We start from the raw sequence: 15344 nt of genomic DNA, 5'->3' as shown, positions 1-15344 counted from the left end.
TTAGAAAACATAATGGAGAATGTAAAATGGAGAATGGAGAACACATAGCCCCCCTAATCGGATTGGACATATCCACTCTAGAATAATAAAATATATTTAGAGATTAGGAGGGCTATAGTTATGGGTCAAAGATTTGTTAGAAAGTTTACTGAGGAACAAAGAATGAAGTATGTGATGGAGGTTTTAGAATCTGGTAGTAATATTTCAGTTGCTAAAGCGTATGACATTAATCCAAAGCAGTTAAGTAATTGGGTTAACAATTACAGACGTTATAACCAGACCTTAAAACCGAAGGTTGTAGTTGAGCAAGAATCAATACCAAACTACAAAAAAGAGTATAAGAAGATGAAAGAAATGCTTGAAGAAAAGGATCTTGAAATAGCTATTTTACGTGACTTATTAAAAAAAACACCCATCGTTAGTAGATAAAATTGCTGTTGCTCAGGTTTGGATTGATAAAGGATATGCAAAAACTATTGTGTTGGGAATTGTTCAAGTAGCACGTTCTTCGTATTATGCACATACTAAAGTAAAAGTTCAACGAAGCTACGCAAATACAGGCCGAAAGGCTCCTGGGCACAGCTATACCTTCAATGGTGAAAAGGTTAATGACATAGTAATTCAAAAATATATAGCTGAACTTAAAAACAGAAAAACAGAGCAGCATTATGGGTATAAGAAGATAACCCAGTGCCTTAGAAAAATGTATAATCTCAAAATCAATAAAAAGAAAGTTAGAAGATTAATGAGAATTTTAAAGCTGCTGTTCCCTAAAAAAAGAACTCATAGAAAGAGAGTTTCTAGAGTCTGTAAGCAGGTTAAAGTCACAGCTTCAAATCAATTATGGCAGATGGATATAAAATATTCATTCATTGCTGGAATAAAAAAAACAGCCTATATAACTTCAATAATTGATGTTCATGATAGATCTATAATTGCTCATTCTATTGATTTGTCCTGTACTGGTGATGTTGCAAAGAAAGTATTGATAGAAGCTTTATATACAAGAGGTTTAAAAGATAATCCTGGTGATTTAGTTATTAGAACAGATAATGGTTCTCAATTTGTCAGCGCTAAATTTGAAGGCGCATGTATTAAAGAAAAAGTGATGCATGAGCGAATTCCTGTTAAGAGCCCTAATTATAATGCATTTATCGAATCATATCATAGGTATTTGCAAGACGAATGCCTAACCGGCATGATTTATAGGTCGTTAGACCATATTCAATATGATGTAGCAGATTTTGTATATAGATATAACAATGAGAGGATACATTCCGCAATAGGATATATACCCCCTCATGAGTATTATTTAGAAAATGTAAGTTAGAGTGAGAATGAGTTACCCCTGTCCATTTAGAAGGGGGCTATCCGAGAATGCACGACATTTCACTCCGTGAAATCTTAATCTTATTGTTCTTTGAACAATAAAGGTTTACTCGTTTCATATACTAATGAAACATTGTATAAAAACTACAATATTTTATCCTATGATAAAATGAGTAAAAACTCCTTGTTCTAAAGAATAATATTATGTAACTTCTGCCCATAACGGCAGAAACCTCCTTCATTCTCCATTCTACATTATCAATTCTACATTTCTTTCTAAGTTTTCACTTCTTTAGAATATTTCTTACCATTTGAAAACAATAAAAAGCACGTAAGAATTTCCATTCTTACGTGCTTTTTTTATCTTATAAGTGTTTTTTAATCTCTTCTACTTTATCAAGCGCTTCCCATGGAAGATTAATATCAGTTCTTCCAAAGTGACCATATGCAGCAGTCTGTCTGTATATCGGTCTTCTTAATCCTAGTTCTTTAATTATAGCAGCTGGTCTTAAATCAAATACTCTCTTAACAACTTCAACTATCTTATCATGTGAAACCTTCTCAGTTCCAAAAGTTTCAACCTCTATTGATACAGGTTCTGCAACTCCTATAGCATAAGCTAATTGAATTTCAAGTCTATCAGCTACCCCAGCAGCAACTAAGTTCTTAGCTACCCATCTTGCAGCATATGCAGCAGATCTATCAACCTTTGTAGGATCCTTTCCAGAGAAAGCTCCTCCTCCATGTCTTCCCATACCACCATAAGTATCTACTATTATCTTTCTACCTGTTAACCCGGCATCTCCTTGTGGTCCACCAATAACAAATCTTCCAGTTGGATTAATGAAATATTTTGTTTCATCATCTAAAAGTTCAGCTGGTACAATTGGCTTAATTACATGTTCCATTAAATCTTTTTGAATCTGCTCTCTAGTTACCTCTGGAGAGTGTTGAGTAGAAATAACAATTGTATCAATTCTAACTGGTTTATCATCTTCAAACTCAACTGTTACTTGAGTTTTTCCATCTGGTCTTAAGTAATCAAGAGTTCCATTCTTTCTTACCTCTGATAATCTTCTTGATAACTTGTGAGCTAAGGCAATTGGAAGTGGCATATACTCTTCTGTTTCATTAGTAGCATAACCAAACATCATACCTTGGTCTCCTGCTCCTGTAGCTTCCTCAGAAGCCATTTCACCTTCTTTAGATTCTAAAGCTTCATCAACACCCATAGCAATATCTCTTGACTGTTCATCAATAGTAGTCATAACTGCACATGTGTCAGCATCAAAACCATATTTAGCTCTTGTATATCCTATTTCTTCAATTGTCTTTCTTACAACTTTTGGGATATCAACATAACAATTAGTTGTTATCTCACCCATAACCATAACTAAGCCTGTTGTTACAGCTGTTTCACATGCAACTCTTGCATTTGGGTCTTTCTCAAAAATACTATCCAATATAGCATCTGATATCTGGTCACAGATTTTATCCGGATGTCCTTCTGTTACTGATTCTGAAGTGAATATTCTTTTCATTTAACCTATTCTCCTTTACTTTCTTTTTGTTCTATCTAATGTATTGGGTTACCATTTTTCACAATAAAAAACCTCTCTATCCTAGATAGAGAGGTAAAATTTCAGCTTTTAATTCTTATCTTACAATCATATGATTGTAGGAATTAGCACCATAGCAATTACATTGCCGGTTGCTGGGTTTCATAGGGCCGGTCCCTCCACCTCTCTGGATAAGATGTATTTAATTGTTTTGATAATAAAATGGTGGGCGAAGATGGATTCGAACCATCGAAGCGAAACGCAACAGATTTACAGTCTGCCCCCTTTGGCCACTCGGGAACTCGCCCATTTTATGGAGCTGGCAATAGGACTTGAACCTACAACCTGCTGATTACAAGTCAGCTGCTCTACCAATTGAGCCATGCCAGCATATTAATTTATTTTATTATTATAAAAAACATGGTGGGCGAAGATGGATTCGAACCATCGAAACGAAACGTAACAGATTTACAGTCTGCCCCCTTTGGCCACTCGGGAACTCGCCCATGTTATATGGAGCTGGCAATAGGACTTGAACCTACAACCTGCTGATTACAAGTCAGCTGCTCTACCAATTGAGCCATGCCAGCATATATTTGAATACATTTGTATTTTAAAAATGGTGGGCGAAGATGGATTCGAACCATCGAAGCGAAACGCAACAGATTTACAGTCTGCCCCCTTTGGCCACTCGGGAACTCGCCCATTTATGGAGCTGGCAATAGGACTTGAACCTACAACCTGCTGATTACAAGTCAGCTGCTCTACCAATTGAGCCATGCCAGCATAATTCAATACATTTGTATTCTATTTTTAAAATGGTGGGCGAAGATGGATTCGAACCATCGAAGCGAAACGCAACAGATTTACAGTCTGCCCCCTTTGGCCACTCGGGAACTCGCCCATTTTGTTTTTCGGAAAGTGTCTTTCGAACATCTCTCCGCGTCTTACCGACAATGAATAGTATACAAGTATAACAGATTAATTTCAACCTCAAATATCGCCAAATTCTAAAATTATTTTATTCTATATCTCAAAATCTCTCAATTACTTCGATTTAATATCAAATCCTTTTTTTCTTTTACGTTAATCAATCAAGAAAATTCCAAATTTTCTTGATGATTAATTACTGATATGATGCACCTGATTTCTCAAGATAATAATACTCTTCTATCATGTTCATATCAACGTATTTACCCGCTGTTTCTCTTACCTTTTCAAAGTCTTTTTCATCTAGATAATCCCTTAATAATAATATAGATTTCAAAACACCGTATTCTTGATTATCATGATGAAGTAATTCTTTGATAGTATTAAACATCTTTTTATCAACTTTCATAGCCACATTTAGTATATTTTTTTTGTCTTGAAAATTCAAACTCCCCATTATAGAGGAACATTCAACTTTAAATACTGATATTGCTTCATCTTTCAAAATAATATCAATTTCTTCTTGTGACATATTCTCTCCATAATTAGATAAATTATTTTCAATAGATTCTTTTATTTCATCACGATTCAAAATTTTATTTTGAATTTTTTTACTAACTTCATCATGATTGTATTTAGATTTTTTAAATTTATCATTATTTTCATGTTCATTAAATTGAATATTATTCCTTTTATCTTGAATTATATCATTTTTTATAACAAAATTATCTTTTGCATTAAATTGATTTTTTTCTACAAAAACTAATAAACCTAATATAATCAATTCTACAGTAATTATAAAATAAATTAATTTCAATCTTTTCATTTTTCAACCTCCTTTTTAAATTATTTACATTTTTATTTTTTTTATACTTTATATAAATTCTTTAATTTCAAAGGTATATATAAGTATATTAATTTCATATATTTTATTAGGAGGTGAATTCTTTGAACAAAGTTAAAGCTCATTATACTGATCCTTTCGCTTACTATAAGATAGCTAATTTTCTTAAAAACTATTTGAATGAAAAAACTATAATTATATGTATTGGTACTGATAGATGTATTGGTGATTGTTTAGGTCCACTTGTAGGATCATATCTCTCCGATAGTAATATACCTCTTAAAATTTTTGGTACAGTGGAAAACCCAATTCATGCTTTAAATATAGATGAGAAATTCTCAAATATAAAAAAAGAATTTCCTGATTATACCTTAATAGGAATAGACGCCTGTCTAGGTGATGATTATAATATAGGAGAAATACAGATACGTGATTATCCTATCCACCCTGGTAAAGGAGTTGGCAAAACTCTTCCCAAAATCGGGAAAGTATCCATAATTGGAATTGTTGACTCTTGCGATAAGAACGAATTATTTACAAATAGGAATATTCGCTTAAATTTAGTAATGAAAATTGCTAAAGTAATTAGCAAATCCATTCTTTATTCTTATAACCTATATCAAGAAGAAAACTCATAATAAAAAAACAGGCATCTAAGCCTGTTTTTAATTTATTATAATTCTTAATTTTTTTCTCTATGTTTAATCATTAAATATATAATCTAATACTTTTCCAGTTCCATAGGCAACACATGAAATAGAGTCTTCTGCAACATACACCGGTACATTAGTATATTGCTCGATTAATTTATCTAATCCTTCTAGTAATGCTCCCCCGCCTGTCATTACAATTCCTTTTTCTGCAATATCAGATGCTAATTCAGGTGGAGTTTTTTCTAGAACTGAATGGGTACTTTCTGCTATAGTATATACTGCTTCTTTTAATGCGTCTTGCATTTCAACTGCATTTACTACTATATTCGTTGGTAATCCATTTAATAAATCACGGCCTCTAACTTCTAATGTTTTTTCTGGATCTGCATTAAATACACAACCAATCTTTATTTTAAGTTCTTCAGCGGTTCTTTCACCAATCATAACTTTATGTTTCTTTCTTATATATTTAATAATAGATTCGTCAAATTCATCGCCAGCTACTTTTATTGATTGACGAACAACCATACCACCAAGAGAAATAACTGCAATATCTGTTGTTCCTCCACCAATATCTATAATCATATTTCCACTAGCTTTCGTAATATCTAATCCAGCTCCAATTGCAGCTGCTAATGGTTCTTCTATTAGTTTTACTGTTTTTGCCCCAGCATTTCTTGCAGCATCTTCAACTGCTTTTCTCTCCACTGCTGTTGCTTCACAAGGAATACATATTGCAACTTTTGGTGCAAACCAACGTCTTTTACCGCATGCCTTATTAATAAAATATTTTAGCATTTTTTCTGTTATATCATAGTCTGAAATAACTCCATCTCTTAAAGGTCTAATCGCTACAATATTACCAGGAGTTCTACCAATCATCTGTCTTGCTTCTTCCCCAACTTTTAAAACCCTCTCATTACCTTTTTCACTTTTATCAATTGCTACAACTGAAGGTTCTTTTAAAACAATACCTTTATTTTTTGAAAACACTAATACAGTTGCAGTACCTAAATCAATCCCAATATCAGCACTCATCCTAAATAACATTATTCAGTTCACTCCTACTCAACTCATTCATAAAAATACATACTTATCTATATTCTAGGAATTTTTTCAAATTCCTCTAATATTCTTAAATTAATTTAAGAATATTCTAAAAATAAATATTAAACAGATAGCGGAGTAATTTTACAAATTATTCTTATAAACATTCTTTAATTTCTATATAGACTTGTACTTTAACTTTGTAGCTCTTCCACCTCTAATATGCCTCTCTGACTTATTCAAATCCAAAACTCTTTTTGCTTCCTGAGCTATTTGAGGATTTATTTTAGGTAATCTTTCAGTCATATCTTTGTGAATAGTACTTTTGCTTACGCCAAAAACCTTAGCAGTTTTTCTTATTGTAGCTTCCGATTCGATAATATACCTAGCTACTTCCAAAACTCTTTCTTCGATGTAATCTTTCAAAGAACGCTACCTCCTTAATCCTTCTATTAATATAATATGCAATGATTTAATCTAATAATACTCTCACTGACTTAATCATTGCTTTTACGAATATTTTTTGGTGAAAAGTTCAAATTAATTGAACTTTTCACCATAGTAATAATTAATTACTAAAATCTAAATAATCTAGAGGATTAACAAAAGTATCATAATACTTGTTATAGTTTGCCATAATGTCTTCATACTTTTCATTTGAAGCAATTATTTCAAAATGTAAATGTGGATCATAATGAGCATTTACAAAATAAACTGCACTCTCACCTATGTTACCTATTACATCTCCAACTTTAACTTCATCACCAACTGATACCTTAACCTCATCATTAAGATTTGAATAAATTGTTTTAAACATATCTCCGTGATTAATTACTACAGTAGTTCCAAATAATTTATCAACACCTATGAATTCAACTACTCCCTCACTGCTAGACTTAACTTCTGAATCAAGTTCACACTTAATTCCAACACCTCTAGGTGTTTTATTAGTCTTATCAGTTTTATCTGTAATTGGCTTTCTAAATTGATAGATTACCTCTCCCTCTACTGGCTCTGTTAAGTTTTTGATTTCTGGAGAATTAGCTATAACGCTTACATCTAACTCCATATTCTCATCTGTAAATACAACTGAAACATCTTCTTCAGCTTTTTCTCCATTTTCAACACCAACATCTTGACCTTCGTCAACATTTTCTCCCTTTTCAAATGCGCCATTTGCCACATTACCACCATTAACAGCTGCAGTATTATTATTTCTTATTAATGTAAATATCAATATTCCCGCTACTAATACTAATGCAGCAAAAACAGCAACATAAAAACTTGATTTTTGATAAAATTTTTGTTTATTTGATTCCATCATAAACACCTCCTTTCTGTAATAATGTCCACATTATTAGAAAAAATACATTTCTTATAAAATTTTTCAAAAAAAAAGAGACTTGGTTATTCCAAATCCAAAAATCAATCTTTATTAAAGAATTTTATAATTATATTTTATTAAAATATTTTCCTAATCTCAGTGCCTGAATAGTAATGCTTAAGTATTTGATCAAATTTCTTACCTATTTTCGCCATCCCATTTGCACCCCATTGACTCATTCCAACTTCATGACCATATCCTTGACAATATACTATTAAATCCTCTCCTTCATCACTCAGTATAAAATCTGCTGAATTTAGTAAAAATAACTTTCTAAATTCCGTTCCCTTTAAAGATATATTTCCTATATTTATTTGTTTTACATTACCGGCATCAGTACGTTGAGTTATGTTTATCTGATCCATTAAAGAGTTTTTATATAAAGTAGCTCCTTTATAGTTATCTTTTATTTTTTTTATGAAATCTATTTTATTGATTTTCATAGTGGAACTAAATTTCGGAGCATCAGAATCTCCATAACTTTGAACACTTGTTAAATATGGTCTAGCTTCTGAAAATACCTCTTCGCTATTTTCTGTAAACCCACTACTTGCTGCAAAATAATATGGACTATCTATTGGTTCCCCGTTATAAGTTATTACAACACCTTCTGTAGTCTTCACTGCTTCAGAAATTTTTTCATGATACTTCTTATAATTTTCACCCCATATATTTTTCATATCACTTTCACCTATATAAACTTGACAATGTGTACTATCACAAATATCAGCCTCATGTTCTTTAGCCCTAATACATGGTATACCTTTATATTGTTTTATATGGGATAATGCATAAGTTCTTGCTGCTACACTTTGCGCTTTTAAAGCTTCTAAATTAAATTCCGCAGGCATTTCTGCTGCAACTACTCCTTTTAAATAAATTCCTAAGGGAATAACCTCAACAACATCTTTCTCTGTTATATATACCTTAATGTATACCTCCGTTTTTTCTCTCTCTGATATATTATACTTATTCCCCTTTTCCTTAATTAATTCTGATTCATCAACCATATTGACACCTTTACCTGTTCCAATATTAACAAGTAATGTTGTGACGAATAAAAATAAAACTATAGAAAGTACGCCAATTATAATATCAAAAAAATTAACCTTATAATTATTTTTATTCATATTTACCCACCTTACCTCCAATATCGTATAAATAGTTCTTTGTTCTCTCTATATATAGATATGAACTAATTAAAAATATATTACTAAAACACTCACTTAAAACAAATGGAGAATTGAGAATGTAGAATTGAGAATGGTGGTTTTATGAATCTGTCAACTTTTTTTACATAGTAAAAAAATAAATCGTCAGGATAAAACATCCTAACGATTTCTCAATTTTCTTTTTCTCTTCTAATATCAGCGCCTAATCCCTGTAATTTCTTCTCTATTTCAACATATCCTCTATCAATATGCTTTACTCCAGTTATAATTGATTCCCCCTTCGCTGCCAATGCTGCTAAAATTATCGCTGCACCTGCTCTTAAATCAGTTGCTCTTACTTCGGCTCCAGTAAGGTTATCCACCCCCTGTACAGTTGCAGTCCTTCCTTCAATTTTAATATTTGCACCCATTCTTTTAAGTTCCGCAGCACACATGAATCTATTTTCAAAGATGGTTTCTGTTATAATGCTTGTGCCTTTCACAGTAGAAAGAAAACTCATCATTTGTGATTGCATGTCAGTAGGAAATCCTGGATAAGGAAGTGTCTTAATATCAACAGGTAGCAGTGTATCTGTCCCATCAACTATTATACTCTCATCTTCAATCTCCATCATTACCCCAGCTTCAGCCAATTTAGCAATAACCGGTTTTAGATTAGATTCTTTAATTCCATTTATTTTGATTTTACTATGTGTTATTGCTGCTGCAATCATAAATGTCCCAGCTTCAATCCTATCATAAATAGGTGTATATTCTAATCCTTTAAGATAATTCACTCCACTTATAATTATTCTGTCTGTTCCAGCACCATAGATTTTCGCTCCCATAGCAATAAGAAAATTAGCTAAATCCTCTATTTCTGGTTCCTCTGCAGCATTTTCAATAATAGTATCACCTTTAGCTAATACAGAAGCCATCATAATATTCTCAGTTGCTCCAACAGAAGGATAATCCAAATAGATTTTATTTCCTATTAATCCCTTAGTTCTAGCTTCAACATAACCATGACCAATATTAATATCTGCACCTAAAGCTGTCAATCCTTTCAAATGCAAATCAATAGGTCTTGTTCCTATATTGCATCCACCTGGAAGAGAATTTCTGAACCTACCTTTTTTAGCAAGGAGTGGTCCCATCAATAAACTTGATGCTCTCATTTTTCTAACAAGATTTCCATTAGCCTCAATACCCATATTATAATTATTTTCTATCAAAATTTTTCCTGTTTCATTATCTATTATTACACCAACGTTTAGACCTCTTAAAATTTCACCTAATACATAGACATCTTCAAGCATTGGTGCTTTATTTATTAATACTTCATCATCAGTCAGAATGGACGCAGCCATAATTGGTAGCACAGCATTTTTAGCAGTACTAATATTCACTTCTCCGCTCAAAACCTTCTGACCATTAATTATTATCTTATCCATTTTAATCCTCCACTCAATTATTGCAATATTAATAATCCATAATTATCTCTTTATCTCCAACTATCAAAAAATTTTCTCTTGCATATTTCACTAAAATAATGTGACTTACTTTTCTTTTCATAAGTGGTAAACTAAAAAGTTTATGATATACTATTACTTCCTTTCCTCTTCCAAAGTCAACTTCATCTATCATATAGTTTTTAGCATTATAATATTCTATTATTTTTGAGTATACATTTTCTAATTCATTATTCAATTTATATTTAATATTTGTAGTTAAATTCATTATAACTAAAAAACTCTCACTGTCTAATTCTTCCAAAAGCTCCTTAATCATTACTTTATCTGAACTTATCATCTTTATTTTTCCTTCTTTATTCTCTGAATCTAAAACTATGTATATTTTTAAATCTAGAGAGTTTACATTTATGAAGCTTTTATTGTCAATTTTTCGGTGTTTAATTTCCTTCCTCTCATAATCTTTTTTTTCTAACTCTTTAAAATACTTTTCTGTTGTGTGAAAATCCTGAAATTTAAATTTCATTTCTATTCCATATTCATACTCACTTGAAATACATTCAGAAATACGATCTTCAAATTCATTAAATTTAGAATTACAAAAAATTAAATTACTCTCTATAACTATAATAATCAAAATAACAATAAATTTTTTCATGTCCAAGCCTCCTACTTTTATTAATTGCCATTATTTCGAAAATTAAACTATAAAGATTTAATTATTTTATAAGTTTCTATATAACTAATATATTTTCATATCAAAAAAGTGTGAAAGCGTAAGATGAACTACCTAAAGTTCAACTTACGCTTTCAATTCTTGCAACCGCCCTCATTAATGCCTTTTCAGCTCTTTGTATGTCAATTCCTTCTTTATTTTTGTCTATTCTATTCAATGCTCGTTCTTTTGATTCCTTTGCTCTTTTTATATCAATATCACTTTTCCACTCACAAGCTTCACAGGTTATTAACACATCTCCATTTTCATCAATATTCAATATACCAAATGATACGAAAAAAGCTTCTCTTGCCCCTTTCCTTATTATCTCCCCCTTGCAAGGGACAATAAAAACAACTCTTGCTTCATGATTAGATAGAATAGAAAATTTTCCACTAATATCTTTTAGTTTTATTTCTTCTATTTTATCTTCCAGAAAAGTTCCTTTAGTACTAATTATTTTTATATTAAATTCTTTCATTCATTCCCTCCTTAGTTCTTACTCTTTTTTTAAGTTATTTGCCTTTTCTTTTACTTCTTCTATGCCTCCTACATAACTAAACGCTTCTTCTGGTACATCATCCAATTTCCCTTCAAGAATTTCTTTAAATCCTTTAACAGTATCTTCTACAGCCACAAATTTTCCTTTCATACCAGTAAATTGTTCACCAATAGTTAATGGCTGCGAAAAAAATCTTTGTATTTTCCGTGCTCTACTAACTATTAATTTATCCTCATCTGATAATTCATCTATCCCAAGAATTGCAATAATATCTTGTAATTCCTTATATCTTTCAAGGATATGTTTAACCTTAACTGCAATATTATAGTGTTCTTTGCCAACAACCTCTGGATCTAATATTCTTGAAGTAGACACCAAAGGATCTACTGCTGGATAAATTCCAAGTTCTACTATTCCTCTTGAAAGTACAGTAGTAGCATCAAGATGTGTAAATGTAGTTGCTGGAGCCGGATCTGTAAGATCATCAGCTGGAACATATACTGCTTGAACCGACGTAATCGCACCTTTAGTTGTAGATGTGATTCGCTCCTGCAGTGCTCCCATTTCTGTTGCTAATGTAGGTTGATATCCAACTGCACTGGGAATTCGCCCCAAAAGAGCTGAAACTTCCGAACCCGCTTGTGTGAATCTAAAAATATTATCTATAAATAATAATACATCTTGCCCTTGATCTCTAAAATATTCAGCAATGCTAAGTCCAGTTAAAGCAACTCTCATTCTTGCTCCTGGCGGTTCATTCATTTGTCCAAATACAAGTGCTGTATTTTTTATTACTCCACTCTCTTTCATTTCATAATATAATTCATTTCCCTCTCTACTTCTTTCACCTACTCCTGTAAAAACAGATAATCCACCATATTGTACAACTATATTATTTATTAATTCTTGTATAAGTACAGTCTTTCCAACACCAGCTCCACCAAATAGCCCTATTTTACCACCTTTGGGGTATGGGGCTAAAAGATCTAAAACTTTAATACCAGTCTCAAACATTTCAGGCTTAAGTGATTGTTCGTGGAACGGTGGTGCCTCCCTATGTATGGAATAAAATTCTTCACATTTAGGTGTTTCTCCACCATCAATGCACTCACCTAATACATTAAACACTCTTCCTAATACTTCTTTTCCTACTGGTACTGTTATGGGTTTTCCAGTATCAATCGCCTTCATACCTCTACGTAACCCCTCTGTATCTTCCATAGCTATACATCTTACTACATCATCACCAATATGTTGTTCTACTTCAGCTATAATTTTTTTATGATCAAGTTCAATTTCTATAGCATTATATAAAGCTGGTAACCCTCTAGTATCATATTTAATATCAATAACAGGTCCAATTATTTGCACAATTTCTCCTACTCTATTTTCCATTTTAAAATCACCCTTTTATTTCAATGCTTCAACGCCTCCAATAATCTCACTTATTTCATTGGTAATATTACTTTGGCGTATTCTGTTATACATTTTCTTAAGATCTACTAACAACTCTTTTCCATTTTTTATAGCACTGTTTGTAGTCTCAATTCTGAAACTCAGTTCTGATGTCTTAGACTGCATTAATATATTTAATACAACACTGTCAAAATATAATGTTAAAATATCCTCAACTGAAATCTCCTCATTCCCGCTCCATTGTTGTTCTTCAATCTCAAAGGGGAAAATTTTTTCAAGAATCAGTTCTTTTTTTATTGCTGATATAAACTTATAATATATTGCAAAAATTTCACACTTTTCTTCTTTAAAATACCTCATAATCTTATTACTAATAATTCTACTTTCTTTAATACTAGGATAATATGGTAGTTCAACGTATTCTGCTATTGTTTCTCCATCTATTGCACGTATAAAATCTCTGCCCTTCATTCCACATACAATGAATTTACAATTTTGATTTTTTTCTTTTTCAATTAATGCTTTTTTTGCAGTTCCAGTATTGAATGCTCCACATAAACCAACATCTGAACTTAAAATTAGAAATAATTTCTTTCTTTTATCAATTCCTTTTGCATATTCTTTTAAATCCTCTTTTGATAAAAGCTTATTTATTCCATTCTGCAGTTTCTCAGTGTATTCATTATTTACATATAAATTAGATTTACTTTTGGAGAATTTAGAGTTTGCAACCATACTCATAGCTTTTGTAATTTTCATTGTGTTTTCAATAGATTTAATTCGTCTTTTAATCAATGCTAAACTTGCTCCCACAAATATCTTCTCCCTTATTGATTTATTTCGTCTATGAATATTTTTTTAAACTCCATAACTGCAGCATCAATATTATTTTTAAATTCTTCATAATTATCATCTTTTATATATTTATTTATTTCTTCATGAGTATTATCCATAAAATTAATAAATTCTCTTTCAAATTTATTAATTTTTTTCACCGGAATATCTAATAAATAATCTTTTGTTCCACAATATAAAATTAAAATCATATGATGAAGTTCCATAGGACTATGTTTATTTTGTTTTAATATTTCAACTAATCTTTTCCCTTTATCTAATTTTTTTTGAGCTTCCTTTTCAAGGTCGGAACCAAACTGTGCAAAACTTGCTAGTTCTCTGTATTGTGCTAGTTCAATCCTTAACGTACCTGTTATTTTTTTCATTATTTTTGTCTGAGCATTACCACCAACTCTTGAAACTGATATTCCTGCATTAATAGCTGGTCTTACTCCAGAATGGAAAAGATCTGTTTCTAAAAATATTTGCCCATCAGTAATAGATATAACATTTGTAGGAATATATGCCGTTACATCACCTTCTAACGTTTCAATAAGCGGAAGCGCAGTCATTGATCCTCCCCCTAAATCATCAGAAAGTTTAGCAGCTCTTTCTAATAATCTTGAATGGAGATAGAAAACATCCCCTGGATAAGCTTCTCTCCCTGGTGGTCTTCTTAAAAGTAATGACATTGTTCTATATGCAACAGCATGTTTTGTCAAATCATCATATATAATAAGTACATCTTTACCCTTATACATGAAATGCTCCCCTAAACTGCACCCTGCAAAGGGAGCTATATATTGCAAAGGTGCTGACTCTGAAGCAGTAGCACTAACAATTATGCTATATTCCATAGCTCCAAACTTTAATAATGTATTATAAATTTGAGCTACAGTAGATCTCTTTTGACCAATTGCAACATAAATACATATTACATCTTTTCCCTTTTGATTTAGTATTGTATCTATGGTAATGGCTGTCTTTCCTATTTGTCTGTCTCCAATAATTAACTCTCTCTGTCCTTTGCCTATAGGCACCATACTATCAATAGCTTTTATACCTGTAAGCAGTGGTTCTCTAACACCCTGTCTATCCATAATACTTGGTGCTTTCCATTCAATTGCTCTTCTCTCATTGCTTAATATTTCGCCCTTTTCATCTAAGGGGTTTCCCATTGGATCAATAACTCTCCCAATAAACCCTTCCCCAACAGGTATATCCATTATCCTTCCACAACTTACGACCTGCTCACCTTCTTTTATATGTTCATCAGATCCTAATATTACACATCCTACATTATCTTTTTCTAAATTCAGAGCAATTCCATAAACTTCATTATTAAATTCTAAGAGTTCTCCTTCCATGCATTCATTTAATCCATAGACTCTTGCAATACCATCACCTACTTGAATTACCGAACCTACATTTTTTTTTTGCATTTCATTTTGAAAATTTTGTATTTCACTTTTAATTATATTTGTTATTTCTTCAGGTTTTATATGCAT

Annotated in this window: 15 protein-coding genes, 7 tRNA genes and 1 riboswitch; of the genes, 3 read left to right on the top strand and 19 right to left on the bottom strand. The window is 31.6% G+C overall.

Annotation, left to right across the window (positions count from 1 at the left end):
* Positions 1 to 120: 120 nt before the first annotated feature.
* A complete protein-coding gene (locus OW730_RS07010; RefSeq protein ID WP_271228343.1) occupies positions 121 to 429 on the top strand; it encodes a transposase in 309 nt (102 codons plus the stop codon).
* Between the two features lies 1 nt (position 430).
* Positions 431 to 1330 carry an IS3 family transposase gene (locus tag OW730_RS07005; protein WP_333781282.1) on the top strand — a complete coding sequence of 300 codons (900 nt, stop codon included), beginning with the start codon at positions 431 to 433 and terminating at the stop codon, positions 1328 to 1330.
* Positions 1331 to 1694: 364 nt separating this feature from the next.
* On the opposite strand, the gene metK is transcribed toward OW730_RS07005, so the two are convergent.
* The 9 genes from metK to OW730_RS06960 form a co-directional block, all read right to left on the bottom strand.
* Positions 1695 to 2870: a methionine adenosyltransferase gene (gene metK / locus OW730_RS07000; protein ID WP_271228342.1), complete on the bottom strand. Its 1176-nt coding sequence runs from the start codon at positions 2868 to 2870 to the stop codon at positions 1695 to 1697.
* 112 nt (positions 2871 to 2982) lie between these two features.
* A riboswitch (SAM riboswitch) is annotated at positions 2983 to 3086 on the bottom strand.
* Positions 3087 to 3111: 25 nt separating this feature from the next.
* Positions 3112 to 3196 (bottom strand) — tRNA-Tyr (locus tag OW730_RS06995).
* 6 nt (positions 3197 to 3202) lie between these two features.
* Positions 3203 to 3278: transfer RNA gene (locus tag OW730_RS06990), tRNA-Thr, on the bottom strand.
* A gap of 31 nt (positions 3279 to 3309) precedes the next feature.
* Positions 3310 to 3394 (bottom strand) — tRNA-Tyr (locus tag OW730_RS06985).
* Between the two features lie 8 nt (positions 3395 to 3402).
* Positions 3403 to 3478 (bottom strand) — tRNA-Thr (locus OW730_RS06980).
* Between the two features lie 30 nt (positions 3479 to 3508).
* Positions 3509 to 3593: transfer RNA gene (locus OW730_RS06975), tRNA-Tyr, on the bottom strand.
* A 5-nt stretch (positions 3594 to 3598) separates the two neighbouring features.
* Positions 3599 to 3674, bottom strand: a tRNA-Thr gene (locus tag OW730_RS06970).
* Positions 3675 to 3707: 33 nt separating this feature from the next.
* A tRNA-Tyr gene (locus tag OW730_RS06965) sits at positions 3708 to 3792 on the bottom strand.
* A gap of 222 nt (positions 3793 to 4014) precedes the next feature.
* A complete protein-coding gene (locus tag OW730_RS06960; RefSeq protein ID WP_271228341.1) occupies positions 4015 to 4644 on the bottom strand; it encodes a hypothetical protein in 630 nt (209 codons plus the stop codon).
* A gap of 122 nt (positions 4645 to 4766) precedes the next feature.
* On the opposite strand from OW730_RS06960, the gene yyaC reads away from it, so the two are divergent.
* Entirely contained in the window at positions 4767 to 5300 is a 534-nt protein-coding gene (gene yyaC, locus OW730_RS06955) for a spore protease YyaC (RefSeq protein ID WP_271228340.1), read from the top strand.
* 63 nt (positions 5301 to 5363) lie between these two features.
* On the opposite strand, the gene mreB is transcribed toward yyaC, so the two are convergent.
* The 10 genes from mreB to atpA all read right to left on the bottom strand — a co-directional run bounded on the left by mreB (position 5364) and on the right by atpA (position 15344).
* Positions 5364 to 6365, bottom strand: a complete 1002-nt coding sequence (gene mreB / locus OW730_RS06950; RefSeq protein WP_271228339.1) for a rod shape-determining protein MreB — start codon at positions 6363 to 6365, stop codon at positions 5364 to 5366.
* 174 nt (positions 6366 to 6539) lie between these two features.
* On the bottom strand, positions 6540 to 6788 hold the full coding sequence (spoIIID, locus tag OW730_RS06945) for a sporulation transcriptional regulator SpoIIID (protein WP_250859129.1): 249 nt from the start codon (positions 6786 to 6788) through the stop codon (positions 6540 to 6542).
* A gap of 142 nt (positions 6789 to 6930) precedes the next feature.
* Positions 6931 to 7686 carry a M23 family metallopeptidase gene (locus OW730_RS06940; RefSeq protein ID WP_271228338.1) on the bottom strand — a complete coding sequence of 252 codons (756 nt, stop codon included), beginning with the start codon at positions 7684 to 7686 and terminating at the stop codon, positions 6931 to 6933.
* Positions 7687 to 7823: 137 nt separating this feature from the next.
* A complete protein-coding gene (gene spoIID, locus OW730_RS06935) occupies positions 7824 to 8876 on the bottom strand; it encodes a stage II sporulation protein D (RefSeq protein ID WP_271228337.1) in 1053 nt (350 codons plus the stop codon).
* 212 nt (positions 8877 to 9088) lie between these two features.
* Positions 9089 to 10351: a UDP-N-acetylglucosamine 1-carboxyvinyltransferase gene (gene murA, locus OW730_RS06930; protein WP_271228336.1), complete on the bottom strand. Its 1263-nt coding sequence runs from the start codon at positions 10349 to 10351 to the stop codon at positions 9089 to 9091.
* Positions 10352 to 10379: 28 nt separating this feature from the next.
* Positions 10380 to 11027 carry a hypothetical protein gene (locus OW730_RS06925; protein ID WP_271228335.1) on the bottom strand — a complete coding sequence of 216 codons (648 nt, stop codon included), beginning with the start codon at positions 11025 to 11027 and terminating at the stop codon, positions 10380 to 10382.
* Positions 11028 to 11166: 139 nt separating this feature from the next.
* On the bottom strand, positions 11167 to 11565 hold the full coding sequence (locus OW730_RS06920) for an ATP synthase delta/epsilon chain alpha-helix domain-containing protein (protein ID WP_271228334.1): 399 nt from the start codon (positions 11563 to 11565) through the stop codon (positions 11167 to 11169).
* Between the two features lie 18 nt (positions 11566 to 11583).
* Positions 11584 to 12981 carry a F0F1 ATP synthase subunit beta gene (gene atpD / locus OW730_RS06915; RefSeq protein ID WP_271228333.1) on the bottom strand — a complete coding sequence of 466 codons (1398 nt, stop codon included), beginning with the start codon at positions 12979 to 12981 and terminating at the stop codon, positions 11584 to 11586.
* Between the two features lie 15 nt (positions 12982 to 12996).
* Positions 12997 to 13815 (bottom strand): F0F1 ATP synthase subunit gamma, encoded by an 819-nt coding sequence (locus OW730_RS06910; RefSeq protein ID WP_271228332.1) that lies wholly within the window; start codon positions 13813 to 13815, stop codon positions 12997 to 12999.
* Positions 13816 to 13829: 14 nt separating this feature from the next.
* Positions 13830 to 15344: a F0F1 ATP synthase subunit alpha gene (atpA, locus tag OW730_RS06905; RefSeq protein ID WP_271228331.1), complete on the bottom strand. Its 1515-nt coding sequence runs from the start codon at positions 15342 to 15344 to the stop codon at positions 13830 to 13832.

The sequence above is a fragment of the Oceanirhabdus sp. W0125-5 genome, assembly GCF_027938815.1.
Taxonomy (GTDB): Bacteria; Bacillota; Clostridia; order Clostridiales; family Clostridiaceae; genus Oceanirhabdus.
The sequence above is the reverse complement of the archived record's forward strand: the minus strand, read 5'-3'. Positions and strand labels throughout refer to the sequence as shown.